Annotated in this window: 16 protein-coding genes and 2 pseudogenes; 11 read left to right on the forward strand and 7 right to left on the reverse strand. The window is 61.2% G+C overall.

Features of this window, described 5'->3' with window-relative positions:
• Nucleotides 1–193: 193 nt before the first annotated feature.
• From OQK_RS26075 to OQK_RS26085, 3 genes and pseudogenes are all read left to right on the forward strand, one after another.
• The gene (locus OQK_RS26075; protein ID WP_016775023.1) at nucleotides 194–1207 is read left to right on the forward strand and encodes an ABC transporter substrate-binding protein; all 1014 of its coding nucleotides are present in this window, start codon (nucleotides 194–196) and stop codon (nucleotides 1205–1207) included.
• The gene (locus tag OQK_RS26080) at nucleotides 1204–2220 is read left to right on the forward strand and encodes a FecCD family ABC transporter permease (protein ID WP_016775024.1); all 1017 of its coding nucleotides are present in this window, start codon (nucleotides 1204–1206) and stop codon (nucleotides 2218–2220) included. Before OQK_RS26075 ends, OQK_RS26080 begins: the two co-directional genes overlap by 4 nt.
• A gap of 92 nt (nucleotides 2221–2312) precedes the next feature.
• Nucleotides 2313–2981: pseudogene (locus tag OQK_RS26085) on the forward strand (ABC transporter ATP-binding protein); the annotation flags it as partial.
• Between the two features lie 76 nt (nucleotides 2982–3057).
• Here the strand turns inward: OQK_RS26085 and metE are convergent.
• Nucleotides 3058–5346 (reverse strand): 5-methyltetrahydropteroyltriglutamate--homocysteine S-methyltransferase, encoded by a 2289-nt coding sequence (gene metE, locus OQK_RS26090; protein WP_016775026.1) that lies wholly within the window; start codon nucleotides 5344–5346, stop codon nucleotides 3058–3060.
• Between the two features lie 364 nt (nucleotides 5347–5710).
• On the opposite strand from metE, the gene OQK_RS26095 reads away from it, so the two are divergent.
• The 3 genes from OQK_RS26095 to OQK_RS26105 all read left to right on the forward strand — a co-directional run bounded on the left by OQK_RS26095 (nucleotide 5711) and on the right by OQK_RS26105 (nucleotide 9114).
• On the forward strand, nucleotides 5711–7087 hold the full coding sequence (locus tag OQK_RS26095) for a pyridoxal-phosphate dependent enzyme (RefSeq protein ID WP_016775027.1): 1377 nt from the start codon (nucleotides 5711–5713) through the stop codon (nucleotides 7085–7087).
• Nucleotides 7084–8256 (forward strand): cystathionine gamma-synthase, encoded by a 1173-nt coding sequence (locus OQK_RS26100; protein ID WP_016775028.1) that lies wholly within the window; start codon nucleotides 7084–7086, stop codon nucleotides 8254–8256. The genes OQK_RS26095 and OQK_RS26100 overlap by 4 nt, the downstream gene beginning before the upstream one ends.
• Nucleotides 8257–8604: 348 nt before the next feature.
• On the forward strand, nucleotides 8605–9114 hold the full coding sequence (locus OQK_RS26105) for a hypothetical protein (protein ID WP_038861800.1): 510 nt from the start codon (nucleotides 8605–8607) through the stop codon (nucleotides 9112–9114).
• 91 nt (nucleotides 9115–9205) lie between these two features.
• Here the strand turns inward: OQK_RS26105 and OQK_RS26110 are convergent, their stop codons facing one another.
• Nucleotides 9206–10834 (reverse strand): ATP-binding response regulator, encoded by a 1629-nt coding sequence (locus tag OQK_RS26110; RefSeq protein WP_016775030.1) that lies wholly within the window; start codon nucleotides 10832–10834, stop codon nucleotides 9206–9208.
• A 113-nt stretch (nucleotides 10835–10947) separates the two neighbouring features.
• On the opposite strand from OQK_RS26110, the gene OQK_RS26115 reads away from it, so the two are divergent.
• Nucleotides 10948–11550: a LuxR C-terminal-related transcriptional regulator gene (locus OQK_RS26115; RefSeq protein ID WP_016775031.1), complete on the forward strand. Its 603-nt coding sequence runs from the start codon at nucleotides 10948–10950 to the stop codon at nucleotides 11548–11550.
• 7 nt (nucleotides 11551–11557) lie between these two features.
• Here the strand turns inward: OQK_RS26115 and OQK_RS26120 are convergent, their stop codons facing one another.
• Nucleotides 11558–12556, reverse strand: coding sequence for a bile acid:sodium symporter family protein (locus tag OQK_RS26120; protein WP_016775032.1), 999 nt, complete (start codon nucleotides 12554–12556; stop codon nucleotides 11558–11560).
• 82 nt (nucleotides 12557–12638) lie between these two features.
• On the opposite strand from OQK_RS26120, the gene OQK_RS26125 reads away from it, so the two are divergent.
• Both OQK_RS26125 and OQK_RS26130 read left to right on the forward strand, forming a co-directional pair.
• Nucleotides 12639–13427: an AraC family transcriptional regulator gene (locus tag OQK_RS26125; protein WP_016775033.1), complete on the forward strand. Its 789-nt coding sequence runs from the start codon at nucleotides 12639–12641 to the stop codon at nucleotides 13425–13427.
• 239 nt (nucleotides 13428–13666) lie between these two features.
• The gene (locus tag OQK_RS26130; RefSeq protein WP_016775034.1) at nucleotides 13667–14641 is read left to right on the forward strand and encodes a TerC family protein; all 975 of its coding nucleotides are present in this window, start codon (nucleotides 13667–13669) and stop codon (nucleotides 14639–14641) included.
• 125 nt (nucleotides 14642–14766) lie between these two features.
• On the opposite strand, the gene OQK_RS26135 is transcribed toward OQK_RS26130, so the two are convergent.
• Entirely contained in the window at nucleotides 14767–15867 is a 1101-nt protein-coding gene (locus OQK_RS26135; RefSeq protein ID WP_016775035.1) for a polyamine ABC transporter substrate-binding protein, read from the reverse strand.
• Between the two features lie 249 nt (nucleotides 15868–16116).
• A complete protein-coding gene (locus OQK_RS26140) occupies nucleotides 16117–17523 on the reverse strand; it encodes a purine-cytosine permease family protein (protein ID WP_016775036.1) in 1407 nt (468 codons plus the stop codon).
• A gap of 323 nt (nucleotides 17524–17846) precedes the next feature.
• Here OQK_RS26140 and OQK_RS26145 point away from each other — a divergent pair, with 323 nt between their 5' ends.
• Complete coding sequence (locus tag OQK_RS26145; protein WP_016775037.1) at nucleotides 17847–18332, forward strand: flavin reductase family protein; 486 nt, start codon at nucleotides 17847–17849, stop codon at nucleotides 18330–18332.
• Nucleotides 18333–18471: 139 nt separating this feature from the next.
• Here OQK_RS26145 and OQK_RS32135 read toward each other — a convergent pair whose 3' ends face one another.
• The gene (locus tag OQK_RS32135) at nucleotides 18472–19239 is read right to left on the reverse strand and encodes a methyl-accepting chemotaxis protein (RefSeq protein ID WP_370593578.1); all 768 of its coding nucleotides are present in this window, start codon (nucleotides 19237–19239) and stop codon (nucleotides 18472–18474) included.
• A gap of 138 nt (nucleotides 19240–19377) precedes the next feature.
• Nucleotides 19378–20418 (reverse strand): annotated as a pseudogene (locus OQK_RS32140) (cache domain-containing protein); the annotation flags it as partial.
• A gap of 203 nt (nucleotides 20419–20621) precedes the next feature.
• Here OQK_RS32140 and OQK_RS26155 point away from each other — a divergent pair.
• The coding region (locus OQK_RS26155) for an LLM class flavin-dependent oxidoreductase (protein WP_016775039.1) at nucleotides 20622–21623 on the forward strand (1002 nt) is incomplete at its 3' end.

The raw sequence follows: 21623 nt of genomic DNA on the forward strand, positions 1-21623 counted from the left end.
GGAGCGTGGCGATGACGCATCAGTCAGGAGACCTGCCGGCACAGTGACTGACTAACCGGCGGGGTGTCCGGGAAGGACATCGTGCCGTGCTTGTTTTCACTATGCCGGCCTTGCGCAGTTTCCACGACTGCGCCCGAGGTGTGTTTCCAACCGTACCCGCCCGCTCCCGTACGGTTCCCCTGGAGACTGCCCCATGCTGCTGCCCCGCGTTGCCACCCTGCTCACCGCTCTGAGCCTTTGCGCCCTGGCGCAAGCGGCGCCGACTGCGTATCCGCTGACCGTGGAAAACTGTGGCAGCAGCCTGACCTTTCAACACGCACCCGCGCGCACGGTGACCATCGGCCAAGCCGGCACGGAAATGCTCTATGCCTTGGGTCTGGGCGACAAAGTCGTTGGCACTTCGCTGTGGTTCAACGACGTGCTGGGCACATACAAAGCGCAGAACGACAGGATCGAGCGCCTTGCCGACAACGAGCCGAGTTTCGAAGCGGTGATCGCCAAACGCCCGGAGCTGGTTGCCGTCGAGCTGGAATGGATGGTCGGCCCGCAAGGCGCGGTCGGCACCCGCGAGCAGTTTCATGAACTGAAGATTCCGACCTATCTGCTGCCCTCCGATTGCGAAGCCAAGGACAACCTCGTCGGCTCGGACGGCACGCGGCTGGCACCGTTTCGAATCGACAGCATCTACAAAAGCGTGAGCCAACTGGCGGCGATTTTCGATGTGCAGGCGCGTGGCGAGCAGCTCAATGAGCAGCTCAAAGCCAGCCTCGCGCAGTCGATCGCCACCGCGAAAAAGCAGCAGCGCAAAGACGTCAGCGCCCTGGTGTGGTTCTCCAGCGCCGAGATGGACATCGAGCCTTTCGTGGCCGGGCACAAAGGCGTTCCCGATTTCATGCTCAGCACCCTCGGCGTGCGCAACGTGGTCGAGTCGGATGAAGAATGGCCGACCGTCGGCTGGGAAACCATCGCCAAGGCCAACCCGACATTTCTGGTGATCGCGCGCATGGATCGTCGACGTTTCCCGGCGGACGACTATCAGAAAAAACTCGCCTTCCTGCGCAGTGATCCGGTGACGCGCAACATGGACGCGGTCAAGCACAACCGCATCATCATCCTTGACGCCATGGCCATGCAGGCCAGCCTGCGCACCTTCGACGGCCTCGCACAACTGGCCAGCGCGATCAACGGCTACGACCTGTCGCCATGAGCAGACGCCTGATCCGATTGCTGCTGGTGCTGTTGACGCTGTCGGTCGCGCTGATTGGCGGCGTGGCCATTGGCGAGACTTCGATCGAGCCGAGCGTAGTGTTGCAGGTGCTGGCCAACAAGCTGTGGGGCGCCGGTTATGTGCTCGCCCCGATCGACGAAGGCATCGTCTGGAACTATCGCCTGACCCGCGCGCTGGTCGCGGCGGCCTGCGGCGCCGGCCTGGCGACGTGCGGGGTGATCCTGCAATCGCTGCTGCGCAATCCGTTGGCCGATCCGTATCTGCTGGGAATTTCTGCTGGCGCCTCGACTGGCGCGGTGATGGTCGCCCTGCTTGGCGTCGGCGCCGGGGCGATTTCATTGTCGGTCGGTGCCTTTGCCGGCGCGGTGATCGCTTTCGTACTGGTGATCCTGTTGGCGCGGGTCAGCGGCTCGGCCAGCGGCACCGGGCAGATCATTCTGGCCGGGATTGCCGGCTCGCAGCTGTTCAACGCCCTCACCGCTTTTCTGATCACCCGCTCGGCCAGCTCCGAACAAGCGCGCGGCATCATGTTCTGGCTGCTGGGCAATCTCGGCGGCGTACGCTGGCCGTCGGTGTGGCTGGCGGTGCCGGTGGCGGTGTTGGGCTTGGTTGTTTGTCTGTGGCATCGCCGAGCCTTGGATGCGTTCACCTTTGGCGCGGACTCGGCAGCCTCCCTCGGCATTGCCGTGCGCCGCGTGCAGATTCTGTTGATCGGCTGCGCCGCGCTGGTGACGGCGGTGATGGTGTCGATTGTCGGCTCGATCGGTTTTGTCGGCCTGGTGATTCCCCATGCCGCGCGGTTGTTGCTCGGCACCGGCCATGCGCGCCTTCTGCCTGCCAGTGCGTTGGGCGGCGCAGTGTTTCTGATCGCCGCCGATGTGCTGTCACGCACCCTGATCAAGGGTCAGGTGATCCCGGTCGGCGTGATCACTGCGCTGGTCGGCGCACCGGTGTTCGCGCTGATTCTGGTGGGCCGGAGATCGGCGCGATGAACACGGTTCTGAGTTGTGCGGGTGTGGGCTTCAAAGTGCGCGGTGCCGAGTTGCTCAATGGTGTCAGCCTCGACGTTCAGCGCGGCGAGACCCTGGGCATTGTCGGGCCAAACGGTTCGGGTAAATCCACGCTGCTGAAACTGCTCGCCGGCTTGCGTGAACCGAGCGCGGGCCATGTGCAGCTCGGCGGTCAGGCGCTGGGCAAAATGTCGCGGCGCACTATCGCGCAGACGCTCGCGGTGGTTGAGCAACAGGCCGATACCGACGATGGCATTCGCGTGTTCGACGCGGTGGCGCTGGGGCGCACGCCGTGGTTGTCGGCGCTGCAACCGTGGTCGCCGGCCGATGACGCCATCGTCGAGCAAGCGCTGGTCGACGTCGACGCCGTGCACCTGCGCAACCGCCTCTGGCGCAGCCTCTCCGGCGGTGAACGCCAACGCGTGCACATCGCCCGCGCACTGGCGCAGCGCCCGCAGATCCTGCTGCTCGACGAGCCGGCTAACCACCTCGATATCCAGCATCAGTTGAGCATTCTGCAAGTGGTGCGCGCACTGCCGGTGACTACGTTGATCGCCCTGCACGATCTCAATCAGGCGCTCAAATGCGATCGCCTGGCAGTGCTGGAGCGCGGGCGTCTGGTGGCATTGGGCGAGCCGCTGCACGTGCTGACGCCGGAGCGGTTACAGACGACCTTCGGCGTCAGGGCGCACTATCTGACGGACCCGTTCGATGGTGCACCGATATTGCGCTTCCTTGCTTGATGCATGTGTAGCTGACACACCGCTTTCGCGAGCAGGCTCGCTCCCACAGGGTCATGTATTCCAGGGTGGTAAAGGGTCAGGCCCACTCTTTGCGCAGTTGCCGCGCGGCGCTGACCATGTGCACCAGCGCCGCTTCGGTCTCTGGCCAACCTCGGGTTTTCAGCCCGCAATCCGGATTGACCCACAGCCGCTCAACCGGAATACGCTGCGCCGCCTTGCGCAGCAAGCCAACCATTTCCGACACATCGGGAATCCGTGGCGAGTGAATATCGTAGACGCCCGGGCCGATGTCGTTCGGGTAGGCGAACGCTTCAAACGCTTCGAGCAGTTCCATGTCCGAACGCGAGGTTTCGATGGTAATGACATCGGCATCCATCGCCGCGATCGACTCGATCACATCGTTGAATTCGCTGTAGCACATGTGCGTGTGGATCTGGGTTTCGTCGCGCACGCCGGAGGCGCACAGGCGGAACGCTTCGCTTGCCCATTCCAGATACGCCGGCCACTGCGCCCGGCGTAACGGCAAGCCTTCACGGAACGCCGCTTCGTCGATCTGCACGATTTTGATTCCTGCCGCTTCCAGATCATTCACTTCGTCACGAATGGCCAGCGCCAGTTGTCGAGCCTGCACTTCGCGGCTGACGTCTTCGCGGGCGAAGGACCACATCAGCATGGTCACCGGGCCGGTCAGCATGCCTTTCATGACCTTGTCGGTAAGGCCTTGGGCGTAACGGATCCACTCGACCGTCATCGCCTGCGGGCGGCTGAGGTCACCGAAAATCACCGCTGGCTTGACGCAGCGCGAACCATAGCTCTGCACCCAGCCAAAGCGGGTGAAGGCATAGCCGTCGAGCTGTTCGGCGAAGTATTCGACCATGTCGTTGCGCTCGGCCTCACCGTGCACCAGCACATCCAGGCCGAGGCGTTCTTGAATTTCCACCGCGTGGCGAATCTCCGTGTGCATCGCATCGGTATAATCGGCCGCGCTGAGCTTGCCTTGCTTGTAGGCCTGGCGCGCCAGACGGATCGCCGCCGTTTGCGGAAACGAACCAATGGTGGTGGTCGGGAATAACGGCAGGTCGAGCTTGCCGCGCTGTTTGGCAATACGCTGAGCAAACGGCGATTGGCGTTGCGCATCCCTGGCAGTGATCGCCGCGACCCGCGTTTGCACCTCAGGTTTGTGAATGCGCGGTGAGGCGGCGCGGCTGGTTTGTACCGAACGACTTTGCGCCAGTGCGCGCAGCACCTGCGGCGCTTCCGGCTCGCTGACCGCTTGGGCGAGCACGGCGACCTCTTCGCACTTCTGCACGGCAAACGCCAGCCAGCTTTTCAGTTCGGCATCGAGCTGGTCTTCCCGGCCCAGATCAACCGGGCTGTGCAGCAATGAACAGGACGGCGCCACCCACAAGCGATCACCCAGACGCTCATGGGCATGACGCAGCGTCGCCAGCGCGTTTTGCAGATCGCAGCGCCAGACGTTACGACCGTTGACCACACCCAGCGACAGCACCTTATAAGCCGGCAGACGATCCAGAATGGTCGGGTATTGATCCGGCGCGCGCACCAGATCGATGTGCAAGCCATCGACAGGCAGGTTCGCCGCCAGACCGAGGTTTTCTTCCAGGCCACCGAAGTACGTGGCGAGCAGTTTTTTCAGCGGATCGCGCTGGATCTGGTTGTAGGCGCGCTCGAAGGCATTCTTCCAGTCCTGCGGCAGATCGAGCACCAGAATCGGCTCATCGATCTGCACCCACTCCACACCCAATGCCGCCAGCCGTGCGAAGATCTGGCCGTACAGCGGCAGCAGTCGATCAAGCAAGTCGAGCTTGTCGAAGTCGGCGCCTTTGGTTTTGCCCAGCCACAGATAGGTCAACGGGCCGATGATCACCGGTTTGACGTTGTGCCCCAGCGCACGGGCCTCTTCGGTTTCTTCAAACAGCTGCTCCCAACCCAGCTGAAATTGTTGATCGACGCTGAATTCCGGTACCAGGTAGTGATAGTTGGTGTCGAACCACTTGGTCATTTCCTGAGCATGGCCTTCGCCGCAGCAAGTATTGCTGACGCCTCGGGCCATGTTGAACAGGGTTTGCAGCGTGGGTTTGCCGTCATGCGGGAGGAAGCGCTCGGGGATCACGCCGAACATCAGCGAGTGGCTCAGCACCTGGTCGTACCAGGCGAAATCGCCGACCGGCAGCAAGTCGATGCCGGCGTTCTTCTGCAAGTCCCAATGGACCTTGCGCAGCTCACGCCCGACGTCACGCAGGCCCGCCTCGTTCAGTTCTCCTTTCCAGAACGCCTCTTGCGCTTTCTTCAGTTCGCGGTCGCGACCGATGCGCGGAAATCCAAGGGAATGGGCCAGTGCCATGACAAACAACTCCAGATGCTTATTCGATGGCGGGTATTGTCGGGAACCGGACTTAATGAAACAAACTCAATAAATTCCAGATCATCACAAGTTCTACTCATGCGCAGAAGCCCCTGCAGGAGCTGCCGAAGGCTGCGATCTTCCGAGCGTAGGGACGCGGAGCGTCCCGGGTTGCATTCCCACGCGGAGCTTGGGAACGATCAGACACCTCAAAGCAACATGCCAGTTTTCGTTCTATCGTTAGATCCAAATGGCTGGATTTCCCAAGGATTAGAGGTTGCGAGAGAGGTTGTCAGCGCCTAAGTTGCACGCGAGTCTTTTCCCCGCGATTGGAACGCGATCAACACCATAAAGAGGTGAAGAAATGTCGAAGGAATCACGCCCTGCCGTGCTTGGGCTGATAGGCAATACTCCGCTGGTGCAGGTCACCCGCTTCGATACCGGACCGTGCACGCTGTTTCTCAAACTTGAATCGCAGAACCCCGGCGGCTCGATCAAGGACCGTATCGGTCTGGCGATGATCGACGCTGCGGAACGTGACGGCCGCCTGCAACCGGGCGGGACGATTGTCGAGGCCACTGCCGGCAATACCGGTCTGGGTCTGGCGCTGGTCGGCCGCGCCAAAGGCTATCGTGTGGTGCTGGTGGTGCCGGACAAGATGTCCACCGAGAAAGTCCTGCACTTGAAGGCCATGGGCGCCGAAGTGCACATCACCCGCTCCGATGTCGGCAAGGGCCATCCCGAGTATTACCAGGACGTCGCCGCGCGTTTGGCCAAGGACATACCCGGCGCGTTTTTCGCCGACCAATTCAACAATCCCGCCAACCCGCTGGCCCATGAATGCAGCACCGCACCGGAAATCTGGGCGCAGACCGAACATGATCTGGACGCCATTGTCGTCGGCGTCGGATCGGCCGGCACGCTGACCGGATTGAGTCGCTTCTTCAAGCGCGTGCAGCCGGATCTGGAAATGGTCCTCGCCGATCCCGTCGGCTCGGTGATGGCGCAATACAGCCGCGACGGCACCTTGCCGACGCCCGGTTCGTGGGCGGTCGAGGGTATCGGCGAAGACTTCATTCCGTCGATCACCGACCTGTCCAGCGTGCGTCACGCCTACTCGATCAGCGACGCGGAAAGCTTCGATCATGCCCGCCAGTTGCTCAAGGCCGAGGGCATTCTCGGCGGCTCATCGACCGGTACCCTGTTCGCTGCCGCGCTGCGTTATTGCCGCGAGCAGACCGAGCCGAAACGCGTGGTCAGTTTCGTCTGCGACACCGGCACGCGCTACCTGTCGAAGGTCTACAACGACCAGTGGATGACCGATCAGGGCCTGTTGCAGCGCAAGGGCTACGGCGATCTGCGCGATTTGATCGCACGGCGTTTCGAGGACGGCCGGGTGATCAGCGTCGGCCCGGACGACACCCTGCTCACGGCCTTCCAGCGCATGCGTCTGGCGGACGTTTCGCAACTGCCGGTGCTGGTCGAAGGCAAACAACTAGTGGGAGTGATCGACGAGTCCGACATCCTCCTCGGCGTCCACGAAGACGCCGCACGTTTCAGCCAGTCGGTGTCGAGTGTGATGACCGACAAACTGCAAACCCTCGCCCCGGCTGCGAGCCTGGCCGAGCTGGAAGCGGTGCTCAGCCGTGGCCTCGTCGCGATCATCGCCGACGCCTCCGGCTTCCATGGCCTGATCACCCGCACCGACATGCTCAACCAATTACGGAGATCCCTTGCATGAGTCAGCACGACGATAAATCCCAAGGCTTCGCCACCCGGGTGATCCACGCCGGGCAAGAGCCGGACCCGACCACCGGCGCGCTGATGCCGCCGATCTACGCCAACTCCACCTACCTGCAAGACAGCCCCGGCGTGCACAAGGGGTTCGACTACGGCCGCTCGCACAACCCGACGCGTTTTGCTCTGGAGCGCTGCGTCGCGGATCTGGAAGGCGGCACCCGCGCCTTTGCCTTCGCCTCAGGGCTGGCGGCGATTTCCACGGTGCTGGAACTGCTCGACGCCGGCTCGCACATCGTTTCCGGCAATGACTTGTACGGCGGCACGTTCCGCCTGTTCGACAAGGTCCGCCAGCGCAGTGCCGGGCACCGTTTCAGCTTCGTCGACCTGACCGATCTGTCGGCGTTCGAAGCCTCGCTGCAGGACGACACGCGCATGGTCATGGTCGAAACCCCGACCAACCCGCTGCTGAGCCTGTCGGACCTGGCCGCAATCGCGCGCATCTGCCGCGCGCGCGGGATCATCTGCGTGGCCGACAACACCTTCGCCAGCCCGTACATCCAGCGCCCACTGGAGTTGGGTTTCGACATCGTCCTGCACTCGACCACCAAATACCTCAACGGCCACTCCGACGTGATCGGTGGGATTGCCGTGGTCGGGCAGGACGCCGAACTGGCGGAAAAACTCGGCTTCCTGCAGAACGCCGTCGGCGCAATTTCCGGGCCGTTCGATGCGTTCCTCACTCTGCGTGGGGTGAAGACTTTGGCGCTGCGCATGGAACGTCACTGCAGCAACGCCCTGGACCTGGCGCAGTGGCTCGAAAAGCAACCGCAGGTCAAACGCGTCTACTATCCGGGCCTTGAGTCGCACCCGCAGCACGAACTGGCCAAGCGGCAGATGCGTGGTTTTGGCGGGATGATTTCTGTTGACCTGAACAGCGACCTGGCCGGTGCGCGGCGCTTTCTCGAGAACGTGCAGATCTTTGCACTGGCGGAAAGTCTGGGTGGCGTGGAGAGCCTGATCGAGCATCCAGCGATAATGACCCATGCGACCATCCCGCCGGAAACCCGCGCGAAGCTGGGGATTGGCGATGGGCTGGTGCGGTTGTCGGTGGGGGTCGAAGACATTGAAGACCTGCGCGCCGATCTGGCTCAGGCACTGGCAAAAATGTAAACAGCTCCACACCAAGAAGCCTGCGCAATGCGGGCTTCGTCTTTTTTTGTCCGTCGATCTTTCCACCATGGCAGTTTCCGAGGCCGATCCTATACTCAATCGGCTCGATCAGGATTATCTCGACACCCGCACGCCGCTCGGTGTGCCCGTGCCTTTCGCCAACCAGGTAAAACCCAAGCCAATGAGTCGTGGCGTTTGTATGCATCGCGCGCGATTGATCGCTGTATGGCAGCCGGGTCGTGGAGAAAACCATGAAATACAAGTTGTTGTCAGGGGTGCTTCTTGCGGTAGCGGCCAGCGTTGTGGTGCCGAATGTCTTGGCGGCGCAACCGCAGGCGTTGGCTTCGGATGCGGCTGATCATGTTGGTGCTGGGGCGGTGGCTGCCGATGGCGCTGATCGCGTCGGTGCCCGCGCGGTGGCCGCCGATGGCGCCGATCGTGTCGGTGCCGGGGCAGTGGCTGCCGATGGTGCTGATCGTGTCGGTGCCGGCGCGGTGGCTGCCGATGGCGCTGATCGTGTCGGTGCCGGCGCGCTGGCTGCCGATGGCGCTGATCGCGTCGGTGCCGGCGCGGTGGCTGCCGATGGTGCTGATCGCGTCGGTGCCGGCGCTGTGGCTGCCGATGGCGCTGATCGCGTCGGTGCAGGCGCTGTGGCTGCCGATGGCGCTGATCGTGTCGGTGCCGGCGCGGTGGCTGCCGATGGCGCTGATCGCGTCGGTGCCGGCGCTGTGGCTGCCGATGGCGCTGATCGTGTCGGTGCCGGAGCATTGGCAGCGGATGGCGCCGACCGCACCGGCGTCAACCGAGTGGCCTACTCCCGGGTCGGAGTCGGTTCTGATCGCGTGGCATCGGCGCTGATGACCGGCAGCTATTCCGACCAGTTCAACAGCCCACAATAATCGCCGCGAAATAACGGGCGAGCTCCTGAGCCGCCCGTTTACATCGGCCTTTACAGCATCTGTTCAACCGCTGCGCCTTGTCGATCACGCAGGGCGCGCAACGTCGCGCGTAACTCGGCCGGCCGCACAGGTTTCGACAGAATCGCAATCTGCCGGTCATGCAAGGCTGCCTGAATCTTTTCGACGTCATGCCCGGTGATGATCATCGCCGGCACTGCCCAACCGCGCCGCCTGCGCACTTCGTCAATGCATTCGATGCCAGTGGCGTGGGTGCCGAGGTCATAGTCGGCGACGATGATGTCGCAGTCGGTGACCAGATCTTCAGCCGACCACTCGCCCTGCACCACGCAGCCCCAGCGTTCAAGCAACGCCGAAGTCGCCAGCAGCACGTTGCGGTCATCCTCGACCAGACACACCTTCAGCCCGGTCAACAAACCCACCTGCCGCGCTTCACTGCGAACCACCGGTGACTGCGGCGCCGCCACGATCGGCAACCCCGCAAGCGTCACAGCTGTGCCGCGCCCCAACTGTGAACGCAGAGCAACGTGCACATCGATCAGTTCACCAAGACGCTTGATGATCGACAGGCCCAGCCCCACGCCTTCGACGTCTTTGTCGCGCACTTGCCGCACGCGATAAAACTCCTCGAAGACCTTGTGCAAATGCTCTTCGGCAATGCCGTTGCCGCGGTCGTAGATGACGATGGCCAGCCCTGCCCCACGTTTACGCACGCCGATCAGCACGGGTCGTTGCGCGCCGTATTTGAAGCAGTTGGAGAGCACGTTCTGCACCATGGTCGCGAGCAGTGCCGGGTCGGTTCTGACCCAGTAGTTGCAAGGTCGCAGCCGCAGCTCGACGCCCGCCCAACGTGCCGCTTCCTGATGTTGGCAGACGATGTCCGCGAGCCATTCACCGAGATTGAGCGTTTGCATTTTCGCTTCAACCCGGCCGTTATCGAGGGTGTAGAGGTCGAGAATCGAGCGGAACAATTGCGAGACGTTGAGCAGTGAGCGGTCGATGTTGTCGACCAACCGCCGCTCTTCATCACCCAGGCGCGACTCCCGCAGGCACGCGGTAAACAGTCCGATGGAGTGAATCGGCTGACGCAAGTCGTGACTGGCCTGCGCGAGGAAGCGCGACTTTTCCAGATTCGCCGCCACCGCTTCTTCGGACGCCTTGCGCGTACGCTCCAACAGCAAGTGCGCATAAAACGGAATCACCGTGCTGGTGATCAGCAGCATCAACACCATGAACGGCTGCGCCTGCCAATACGGCGTCAAGCGATAGACCACCAGCAGCGCCACCAGCGCCAGCCCGGTGGCAATCGCCAGATAGCGCGAGCCGTAGCGCATGCCGTTGCCGAGATTGACCCAGACCATCACCGCATACAACGGCAGCGCCGCTTCGCCGCCGATCACCAGCCCAAAACAGGTGCCGGTGTAATCGTGGACCATAGCAAAAATCCGCCGCGCCGGATAATGCCCGGGCCAACGCGCAATGGCTTGGCGGAACGCGATCGAAGCCAGCAGAAACAGACTGATGTAGGTGATGACCGGCAGGTAGGTCTCGAAGCGATGGCCCGGCAAAAAGACCAGTACGACCATGTAAACCACCGCGATGGCGGCGATGATGATGCGCAGATTGGCTTGGTCGAGTTCGGTGTTTTTCTCGAACTTCATGGGAAACGTCCTTGTGCAGCGATTGCAGTTTCGGAAGCAGCCTACAGGCAACCTTCGCGTCCAGTGCTAAGGTGCAGGCCTTGAATCACGCCTGACCCAGGGAGGGTCGCATCATGACGTGCCGGACCATCATAGCCGACGATCACCCGCTGTTTCGCGAGGCAATGCTGCGCACCGTGCAGCGCTTGCTGCCTGAGATGTTGCTTGAAGAAGCCGGCGACTTCGAGACCGTGCTCAAGCTGCTGGTGCCGGACAACGAGCCGGACACGCTGATGCTCGATCTGCGTTTTCCCGGGCTGACCTGCATCACTCAGCTCGCCGACTTGCGCCGACAGTTGCCGCGCACCACGTTGATCGTGGTGTCGATGGTTGACGATCAGGCGCTGATCAGTGAAGTCATGGCGGCGGGCATTGACGGTTTTATCGGCAAAAACATTGCGCCGGATGAAATCGGCCAGGCGATTCTGGCGATCCGTGAAGGTGAGGTGCTGGTGAAGTCGGCGCCGTCCGGCTTGTTGCCGCTGGAAACCGCAACGACGCTGACGCCGCGTCAGCAGGACGTGCTGCGGTTGATTGCGCAAGGCAAGACCAACAAGGAAATTGCCCGTGAACTGGATATCTCCCCGTTCACGGTACGCATCCATGTGTCTTCGTTGCTGCGCACGCTGGATGTGCCGACGCGGGCGGCAGCGGCGGTCAAGTATTCGGGGCTGTGAAGCGCTTTTACGGATCAACCTGCGCCATCAGATCCGGCACCGACTCCGGCCGTTTCGCATAGCGCTGCGCCAGCACCGCGCAGACCATCAGTTGGATCTGATGGAACAACATCAGCGGCAGAATCAGCACGCCGATGGTGCTGCCGGCAAACAGTACCTGCGCCATCGGCACGCCAGTGGCCAGGCTCTTTTTCGAGCCGCAGAACAGAATGGTGATGCGGTCTTCCTGATTGAAGCCGAACGCTTTGCTCAACAGAATTGATGCCACCAGAACCAACGTCAGCAGAATGCAGCAGACCACGACCAGGCCGAGCAACTCGAACAACGGAATCTGCTGCCAGATGCCTTCGTTGACCGCCTCGCTGAATGCGCCGTACACCACCAGCAGAATCGAGCCCTGATCAACGAATTTCAGCCAGTTCTTGTTGCGCCCTACCCACGCGCCGATCCAGCGGCGGGCGATCTGCCCGGCAATGAATGGCAGGAGCAATTGCACACTGATTTTGACGATCGCATCGAGCGTCGAGCCGCCGTCGCCGTGGACGTTGAGCAGCAACGTCACCAGCAGCGGTGTAAGGAAAATCCCGAACAGGCTGGACGCCGCCGCACTGCAGATCGCCGCCGGAATATTGCCCCGCGCCAGCGAAGTGAACGCGATCGCCGACTGCACGGTGGCGGGCAACGCGCAGAGGTAGAGCATGCCCATGTACAGCTGATCACCGATCAGCGGTGACAACAGCGGCTTCAGCGCCAGACCGAGAATCGGGAAGAGCACGAAGGTCAGCCCGAACACCAGCAGATGCAGACGCCAGTGGCCGGCGCCGGCGATGATCGATTCCCGCGACAGCTTGGCGCCGTGCAGGAAAAACAGCAGGGCGATGGCGATGTTGGTCAGCCAGCCGAAGCCGACCGCGACCTGGCCGCTGGCCGGCAGGAGGCTGGCCAGCAGGACGACGCCGATCAAGGTCAGCGTGAAGTTATCGGGCAGAAAACGTGGGCGCGTCATGAGATTCATCCGGGGGTTGCCAGTGCGTGCCGACGACTCTAACGTGACTGGTAATTACCGACTAACGCCGAAGAGCCGCAAGATGCCGCCTAAAGGACATGCCAAAAGCGTTCGCCGCAGTGTTCCCGGGTTGCCCAGCCTGCCGCGCCCCGTGTACGGACGCACCGAATCGCTGCCCAATCGCGCCCTCACCCGCCGCCACAGTCATCCGTGGGTGCAGTTGTCCTACGCGATTCAGGGCGTGCTCGAAGTGCAGACCAGCGCCGGCCGATTCGTCGCGCCGCCGGAGCGTGCGGTGTGGATTCCGGCCGGCGTGCCGCACCGGGTGTTCAGCGCACCGCATACGGAAATGCGCAGCCTGTACATCGACAGCAGCGTCACCGGTTGGGCCGCCGAGCATTGCCATGTGCTCGGCGTCAGCGATCTGCTCAGGGAGTTGATTCGCGCCTTCAGTCAGGTGCCAGTGGAATACGACGAAAGCGGCCCTGACGGACGCTTGGCCCAGGTGATCCTTGATCAATTGGCCGACGCGCCGACCATCGACTTGATGCTGCCGCTGCCGCAAGACCCGCGCCTGAAGCAGATCTACCAGAGCCTGGAGCAACACCCGGAACAGCAGACCACGCTGAGCCACTGGAGCGAAAAATTCGGTGTCACCGAAAAGACTCTGACGCGGCTGTTTTTGCGCGACACCGGCCTGACCTTCCGCGCCTGGCGCCAGCGCTTGCGCTTGCTCGGCGCCCTGACCCCGCTGGAGAAAGGCGAGCGTGTGACCGATGTTGCGCTGGCTTGTGGATACGACTCGACCTCGGCGTTTATCGCCGCGTTTCGTCAGCAGTTTGGCGAAACGCCGGGAGAGTTTTTCCGCTGACACTTCGTTTTTGCCGAACTGTCAGTCAGAAATAAACGATTTTTCTTTGCTCCAGATCCGTCGCTAGCATGGCCCCGTCTGACTTTGATCGAGAAGAGAAGATGATCCCTGTGGGAGCGAGCCTGCTCGCGAACGCGGTGGGTCAGCAACCTCAACTTCACTGTTCCATCGCATTCGCGAGCAGGCTCGCTCCCACAGGAGATGTGCTTGCTGCAAATAAAAAGACAGGGGAGCGTGCCATGCCTGCCACGAACATCAATATCGGCGAACCCTGGATGTGGGGTGCCTTCATCATCTTCGTTCTGGCCATGCTGGCCCTGGACTTGTTTGTCTTCGGTGGGCGCAAGGCGCACCGGGTGTCGGTGCGGGAAGCGTCGGCCTGGGTGGTTGCCTGGTGCCTGTTGGCGCTGAGTTTTGCCGGGTTGCTCTGGTGGTATCTGCACGGTGAATTCGGCGGTGAAATCGCCCGGCAGAAAACCCTGGAATTCCTCACCGGCTATCTGATTGAGCAGTCGCTGTCGATCGACAACATGTTCGTCTTCGTGATGATCTTCAGCTACTTCGCCGTGCCACCGGAATTGCAGCGACGAGTGCTGCTGTACGGCGTGCTCGGCGCAATCGTCATGCGCGCGATCATGATTTTTGCCGGTGTGTGGCTGGTGTCGCAGTTCGAATGGCTGCTGTATGCCTTCGGCGTATTCCTGATCATCACCGGGATCAAAATGCTGGTGTTCGCTGATCATCAACCGGATCTGGAAAAGAATCCGTTACTGCGCTGGGTGCGCGGGCATATGCGCATCACCAGTGGCTTTCACGGCGAGAAGTTTTTCATCCTGCAGAACGGCGTGCGCTGGGCAACGCCGATGTTCCTGGTGCTGGTGCTGATCGAGGCCAGCGACTTGATGTTCGCCGTCGACAGCATTCCGGCGATCTTCGCCGTGACCACCGACCCGTTCATTGTTTTCACCTCGAACATCTTCGCAATCATGGGCCTGCGCGCGCTGTATTTCCTGCTGGCGGACATGGCTGACCGCTTTCACCTGCTCAAATACGGGCTGGCGATCGTGCTGGTGTTCATCGGCGGCAAGATGGTGCTGATGCCGTGGTTCCACATGCCGGTGGAATGGTCGCTGGCAATCGTCGGGTCGGTGATTCTCGGGTCGGTGCTGTTGAGCCTGGTGACGACCCGCGAGGCTGAACGCAGCCCTGAATGACCCTACTCATAACCCTATGGGAGCGAGCTTGCTCGCGAAGGCGCCGGATCAGTCACATTTACATCGACTGACACTCCGCTTTCGCGAGCAAGCTCGCTCCCACAGTGATTTCGTACAGCCGATACTTATTTATCGGACTTGATACTCGTCCACACCCGCGTGCGCACCCGCTCCATTTTCTGCGGCAACGGTTGCACCACGTACAGGGTTTTCAGCGCCTCGCTGGTCGGGGTCAGGTTGGGGTTGTCGGTGATGTCCTTGTTGACCAGCGGCATCGAGTCCTTGTTGGCATTCGGGTAACCGAGGAAATCGCTGATCGGGGCGATCACTTTCGGGTCGAGCAAGTGGTTGAGGAATTCGTGGGCCTCGGCGACGTTCTTAGCGCTCTTAGGAATAGCGAAGGTGTCGAACCAGATCGGCGCGCCCTCCTTCGGCAGACGCCAGTCGACCACCACGCCGTTGCCCGCCTCTTTGGCGCGATTGCCGAACTGGTAGAAGCTGCCGGAATAACCGATCGCCACACAGATGTCGCCGTTGGCGATGTCGGTCATGTATTTGGCCGAGTTGAAATAGGTCACATACGGGCGAATCTTCATCATCAAGGCCTTGGCCTTTTCATAGTCCGCCGGGTTCTGGCTGTTCGGGTCGAGGCCGAGGTAATGCAGGGCCAGTGGCAGAATTTCCGACGGCGAATCGAGCATCGCCACGCCACAGGCCTTGAGCTTTTCCATGTTCTCGGGCTTGAACACCAGATCCCAACTGTCCACCGGCGCGTTGTCGCCCAGGGCAGCCTTGACCTTGGCCGGGTTGAAGCCGATCAGCACGGTGCCGTACATGTACGGCACGCCGTACTGGTTGCCGGGGTCGTTGGCGTCGAGCAACTTGAGCAACGCCGGATCCTGGTGCTGCCAGTTCGGCAATTTCGACTTGTCGAGTTTCTGGAACACGCCGGCCTTGATCTGGGTTTCGATGAACTGGTTGGACGGCACCACCAGGTCGTAACCGGAGTTGCCGGTGAGCAGTTTGGCTTCCAGGGATTCGTTGGTGTCAAAGGTGTCCCACGTCACTTTGATCTTGCTTTGCTCGGCGAAGTCCTTGGGCACTGACGGCAGAATGTAATCCGCCCAGTTGTACACCCGCAGTTCGCGCTGCTCGGCCTGGACGGCGCTGGCCAGCAGCGTCAGGCCACACACGGTGGCGCCCAGAATGCGTTTGATCGTGACCATGGTTGTTTCCCCGAATGCGACGTGAGATCGATGGTTTTTATGTTCTGTACACGGCAGTGGCTGTAACGATAGCCAAGGGCAAAAAAGGTCGAGCCTGTTGTTATGGTTTCGATTCTTGCTGACAGCGTAGCGCGATGACAGTAGGCGGCAGGCCAAAAGGGGATCGATATGGCCATTTTCCGTGACCGCTGAAATACGCAAACAAAAATGCCCGGCGCTGGGCCGGGCATTGCTGTGTTGCCGTTGGGATCAGTCGGTATAGCCGAGTCTGGCCGCCCTGCTCTGCTGCGCCTGACCGCGAGTTGCCAGGCAGTAATACAACGGCACGGTGACCACCAGGCCAACCAGCCACGACAGGTCGGCACCTTCCACCAGATTGGCGTACGGCCCGACATACAGCGAGGTGTTGGCAAACGGCAGCTGCACGATGATGCCGATGAAGTAGGCAATGATCGCGTGCAGGTTGAAGCGCCCGTAGATCCCGCCGTCGGCGCGGAAGATCGAGGCGATGTCGTAGTTGCCGCGCTTGATCAGGTAGAAGTCGATCAGGTTGATCGACGCCCATGGCACCAGCACCAGCAACAGCGCGAGAATCAGTCCAATGAACTCGGAAATGAAATCCGCCGAAGCACCGAGGGCGACCACGCAGCATCCGGCCAGAATCACGCTCGACAGCACCACGCGCACCTTGATGCTCGGCGTCCACTGGCTGGCGAAGGTCTGAATCGAGGTGATGATCGACAACACCGCGCCATACAGATTGAGCGCGTTGTGGCTGATGATGTTGAGCAGAAACAGCACCATCAGAATCGGCCCCAGCCAGCCGGTGGACTGCTTGACCGCCGCCATCGCTTCAGTGCCTTCCGGCGTCGCCAGCACTGCCACTGCGCCAAAGCTGAACGACAGAATCGTGCCCAGCGTTGCGCCCAGATACGTCGCCCAGAAGGGTTTGGCGATGCCGATGTCTGCTGGCAGATAACGCGAATAGTCGGAGACGTATGGCGAGAAGCTGATCTGCCAGATGATCCCCAGCGACACCGTCGCCAGCCAGCCGGAGAGATTGAAACTGCCGCGCGTCAGGAAGTCCGCCGGCAAGTCATGGGCGAAGATGTAGATGAAGCCTGCGAGCAATGCGCCGCCCATCACCCAGGTGCCGATGCGGTTGAGCGTATGGATGAAGTTGTAGCCGATCACACCGATCGCGGTAGCGGCCAGCGCGCCGATCAGAATGCTCAGCGGCGCTGGCACTGACGGCGCAATGCCGACGATGGATTTGCCGGCCAGCACGATGTTGGAAATGAAGAAACCGATGTAGATGAGCGCCGCGAAGAACACGATCAGCAGTGCGCCATAACGACCGAACTGACCGCGACTCTGGACCATTTGCGGAATGCCCATGCGCGGGCCCTGGGCCGAGGCCAGCGCGATCACCACGCCTCCGATCATGTGCCCCAGCGCAATCGCCAGCAGCCCCCAGAACAGATTGAGGTGGAACACCTGAACCACCATGGCGCCGGTAACGATGGGCAGTGGCGCGATGTTGGTGCTGAACCAAAGAGTGAACAGATCGCGGGCCTTCCCGTGGCGTTCCGCGAGTGGGACGTAATCGACCGTATGATTCTCGATCAACGGATCTTGCCGGGACATCTGGGACATATGCATGAACTCGAGTTTGTCTGTTTTTATCTTTGTATGAAGCCAAACCGGGAGCACTCTTGGGTCGCCCCTCAGATGCAGACCATATTATGGTATTCCAAACTTTGCACAAGCCTGATCCGCTGATTCTGTCGCTGTCTGATCCGCTATCCTCGCTGATCCCACCCCTGACCGGCTAGCTGAAAGCCCCGTAAACACTGAGTTTCCGACGAAAGTGGCACGTTTATCGGTTCACCAGAAAAGCTCTTGCAAGATATGTATTACGGTATACCATCAGACCTACAAACCATAAAAACCGCGTCACACCACCCGAGGACCACCCAATGATCGATGCTGCCATTTACAAACAAGTCATGGGCTCGTTCCCGTCCGGCGTCACCGTTATCACCACGCTGGACGACGACGGTCAGATCGTCGGCCTGACCGCCAGCGCGTTCAGCTCGCTGTCGATGGACCCGGCGCTGGTGCTGTTCTGCCCCAACTACAGCTCCGACTCCTATCCCGTGCTGATCAAGAACAAACGCTTTGCGATTCACCTGTTGTCCAGCGTGCAGCAAAGCGAGGCCTATGCCTTCGCCCGCAAAGGCAAGGACAAGGCGCAGGGCATCGAGTGGACGTTGAGCGAACTGGGTAACCCGATCCTCGCCAATGCGACGGCGGTGATCGAGTGCGAGTTGTGGCGTGAATACGAAGGTGGCGACCACGCGATCATGGTCGGCGCGGTGAAGAACCTGATCGTCCCCGAGCAAGTCGCCGGACCGCTGGTGTATTGCCACGGCAAGATGGGTGCGTTACCGGTTGTGGCGTGATTTTCAAATCCGCCGAAAATCCATGTGGGAGCGAGCCTGCTCGCGAATGCGATGGGTCAGTTGTTACATTTTTGACTGACCCGACGCCTTCGCGACCAAGCTCGCTCCCACTGGTTTTGGTGTTGCCTGGGCGACCGTGTCAGGTCCTAAACCGGCTCACCAACTGATTCAACGTCTGCGACAACGCCGTCAGGTTCTGCGCATCCTGCCGAGTTGAATCCGCCAGGCTCGCCACCAACTGCGCATCGCCATGAATCTGGCTGATGTGCCGATTGATGTCTTCCGCCACTTGATGCTGTTCCTCCGCCGCTGTGGCGATCTGCGTGTTCATGTCGCGGATCACGTCGACCGATTCACGAATCAATTCAAAACTCGCCCGCGCCTCGTTGATCGACACCACGGTTTCCTGTGACACCTCGAGGCTGGCGTGCATCTGCTTGCCCATCTGGTGGGTGCGCCGCGCCAGATTGCCGAGCAGTGCGTCAATCTCACCGGTGGAGTCGGAAGTGCGTTTGGCCAGCGCGCGAACTTCATCGGCGACCACGGCAAAGCCCCTGCCCTGTTCACCGGCGCGCGCGGCCTCAATGGCGGCGTTGAGCGCGAGCAAATTGGTCTGCTCGGCAATTGAGCGAATCGTGCCGAGAATCGACTGGATGTCGTTGCTGTCCTGCTCCAGTTGCTGCATCGACTCGGCGCTGTGGCCGATCTCCTGACTCAAGCGCCCGACGTTACTTACCGCCGCGTCGATCTGCTGCTGCCCGGTGTGTGCCTGACGCTGACCGTTGTCTGCTGAATCGGCCGCTTGGCTGCACGAGCGTGCGACCTCGTTGGAAGTGGCGACCATTTCGTGAAACGCCGTAGACACCATGTCCACCGCCTCGCGCTGACGCGAAGCGACGTCGGCCATTTCCGCCGAGACTTCGGTGGCGCTGCCAGAGCTGCTGTGAATCTGTCCCGCCGCCTGGCCGATGCGCTGAATCAACGTGCGAATCGCTTCAAGAAACTGGTTGAACCAGCCGGCCAGTTGCGCGGTTTCATCCTGCCCGCGCACTTCCAGTCGCGCAGTCAGATCGCCCTCGCCTTGGGCGATGCTTTCCAGACCACTGGCGACACCACGAATCGGCTTGACCATCAACCCGGCGAACCACGCGCCGGCCATCGCAAACAGCAGCGCACAAACCACAGCGATAGCGCCGATCAGCCAGGTCAAACGCGTCGCCCCGGCCATCACTTCACTGGCTTTCACCAACCCGACAAACCGCCAGCCCAACGCCTGCGACGGCCAGACCAGCGCCATGTAATCCTCGCCGGCCAGTTGCACCTCGACCAGCCCTTTGCCCGCCTCGGCCAGTTGCTGATAACCGTCGCCGAGATCGCTGAGTTTCTTGAAGTTGTGCGCCGGATCGCTCGGGTCGACCAGCACGGTGTTGTTGGCTTCCATCAGCATCAGATAACCGCTCTCGCCGAGGCGGATCTGCTTGACCAGGTCGGTCAATTGCTTGAGCGACACATCGATGTTGACCACGCCGGCATTGCTGCCCAACTGGTTGTTGAAGCTGCGCACGGTGCTCACCAGCACCACGTCATCCGCCGCCCAGTAATAGGCCTCGGTGCGCAGGGTTTTGCCGGGGTTGGCCATCGCCGTTTTGTACCAGGGCCGGGTGCGCGGATCGTAGTTGGCCAGTTGCGCATCGCCCGGCCAGAACAGATAACCGCCCTGGTCGGTGCCGACAGATAGATAGGTGTAAGCCGGGTGCGCCTTGGCCAGACCGTCGAACAGCTTGAACAGCTGTTGATCCTGCGGCCCCATCGGCACTTGCGCGGCGTCGCTGCTCAGGTAGCGTTTGAGGCTGGTGTCGATGCTCTGCAGTTGCGGATGCTCGGCCAGGTAAGCAACGTTCTGGCTGATGCCCTCGAAAAACAGCTGCATCGCGTTTTCCACCTGACGCACTTCGCGCCCGGTGCTGTCAGTAAAGGTGTCGCGCGCGCCCTCGCGGACATTGAGGATGATCAGCGCTGCCACCAGCAACACCGGCAGGCTGGCGATTACCGCAAACGCCAGAGTCAGTTTTTGTTTTATGTTCATTGCTTGCGCCTTCCTTGTTCGAAGTGTCGGTCAGAAATATTTTGCGGATATTCCGTATTATGGTATACCAATATTCAATCAACCGAACAGCCGTCCTCGAAGGCGTGCCTGAATGGTGAGAAGACTCGCGAGCGCACAGCGCTCACGTCAGTTCGACAGGCCCGCATACGACCGGCCAATTACAAAAGACTCGAGGTAGCGTCATGAAATTTTCCCTGTTCGTACACATGGAACGCTGGGACGAAAGCGTCAGCCACCGCCAACTGTTCGAAGACCTGACCGAACTGACCCTGATGGCCGAGGCCGGCGGTTTCAGCACCGTGTGGATCGGCGAACACCACGCCATGGAATACACCATCTCCCCAAGCCCGATGCCGCTGCTGGCCTACCTCGCAGCGAAAACCACGACCATCCACCTCGGCGCCGGCACCATCATCGCGCCGTTCTGGCACCCGCTGCGCGTCGCCGGCGAATGCGCCCTGCTCGACGTGATCAGCAACGGCCGCATGGAAGTCGGTCTCGCCCGTGGCGCCTATCAGGTGGAATTCGACCGCATGGCCGGCGGCATGCCCGCCTCCAGCGGCGGCCAGGCCCTGCGCGAAATGGTCCCGGTGGTCCGCGCCCTGTGGCAAGGCGACTACGCCCACGACGGCGACATCTGGAAATTCCCCACCTCCACCAGCGTGCCGAAGCCGATCCAGAAGCCCAACCCACCCATGTGGATCGCCGCCCGCGACCCCGACTCGCACAACTTCGCCGTGGCCAACGGCTGCAACGTCATGGTCACGCCATTGATGAAAGGCGACGAAGAAGTCCTCGACCTGAAGAACAAATTCCAGACCGCACTGGACAACAACCCAGACGTACCGCGCCCACAATTGATGGTGCTGCGCCACACCCACGTGCACACCGCTGATAACCCGGACGGCTGGAAGGTCGGCGCGAAAGCCATCTCACGTTTCTATCGCACGTTCGATGCCTGGTTCGGCAACAAGCAAACACCAGTCAATGGCTTCCTCGCGCCGAGCCCGGAAGAGAAGTTTGCCGGACGTCCGGAGTTTGAGCTGAAGAGCCTGCACAAGACCGCGATGATCGGCACGCCGGAAGAGATCATTCCGCGGATCAAGTACTACCAGGAACTGGGGGTGGATGAGTTCAGTTTCTGGTGTGACAACAGCTTGCCGCATGAAGAGAAGAAGAAATCG

This window comes from Pseudomonas sp. R62 (assembly GCF_000257605.1).
Classification (GTDB): domain Bacteria; phylum Pseudomonadota; class Gammaproteobacteria; order Pseudomonadales; family Pseudomonadaceae; genus Aquipseudomonas; species Aquipseudomonas atacamensis.

Bases quoted from the DNA above. Each gene is read 5' to 3' on its own strand.
- OQK_RS26135 (WP_016775035.1), bottom strand. From the start codon at position 15,867: ATGGTCACGATCAAACGCATTCTGGGCGCCACCGTGTGTGGCCTGACG.
- OQK_RS26110 (WP_016775030.1), bottom strand. From the start codon at position 10,834: ATGAAGTTCGAGAAAAACACCGAACTCGACCAAGCCAATCTGCGCATC.
- OQK_RS26120 (WP_016775032.1), bottom strand. From the start codon at position 12,556: ATGACGCGCCCACGTTTTCTGCCCGATAACTTCACGCTGACCTTGATC.
- OQK_RS26140 (WP_016775036.1), bottom strand. From the start codon at position 17,523: ATGTCCCAGATGTCCCGGCAAGATCCGTTGATCGAGAATCATACGGTC.
- OQK_RS26145 (WP_016775037.1), top strand. From the start codon at position 17,847: ATGATCGATGCTGCCATTTACAAACAAGTCATGGGCTCGTTCCCGTCC.
- OQK_RS26125 (WP_016775033.1), top strand. From the start codon at position 12,639: ATGCCGCCTAAAGGACATGCCAAAAGCGTTCGCCGCAGTGTTCCCGGG.
- metE (WP_016775026.1), bottom strand. From the start codon at position 5,346: ATGGCACTGGCCCATTCCCTTGGATTTCCGCGCATCGGTCGCGACCGC.
- OQK_RS26080 (WP_016775024.1), top strand. From the start codon at position 1,204: ATGAGCAGACGCCTGATCCGATTGCTGCTGGTGCTGTTGACGCTGTCG.
- OQK_RS26105 (WP_038861800.1), top strand. From the start codon at position 8,605: ATGCGGCTGATCATGTTGGTGCTGGGGCGGTGGCTGCCGATGGCGCTG.
- OQK_RS26130 (WP_016775034.1), top strand. From the start codon at position 13,667: ATGCCTGCCACGAACATCAATATCGGCGAACCCTGGATGTGGGGTGCC.
- OQK_RS32135 (WP_370593578.1), bottom strand. From the start codon at position 19,239: ATGGCCGACGTCGCTTCGCGTCAGCGCGAGGCGGTGGACATGGTGTCT.
- OQK_RS26115 (WP_016775031.1), top strand. From the start codon at position 10,948: ATGACGTGCCGGACCATCATAGCCGACGATCACCCGCTGTTTCGCGAG.
- OQK_RS26100 (WP_016775028.1), top strand. From the start codon at position 7,084: ATGAGTCAGCACGACGATAAATCCCAAGGCTTCGCCACCCGGGTGATC.
- OQK_RS26075 (WP_016775023.1), top strand. From the start codon at position 194: ATGCTGCTGCCCCGCGTTGCCACCCTGCTCACCGCTCTGAGCCTTTGC.
- OQK_RS26095 (WP_016775027.1), top strand. From the start codon at position 5,711: ATGTCGAAGGAATCACGCCCTGCCGTGCTTGGGCTGATAGGCAATACT.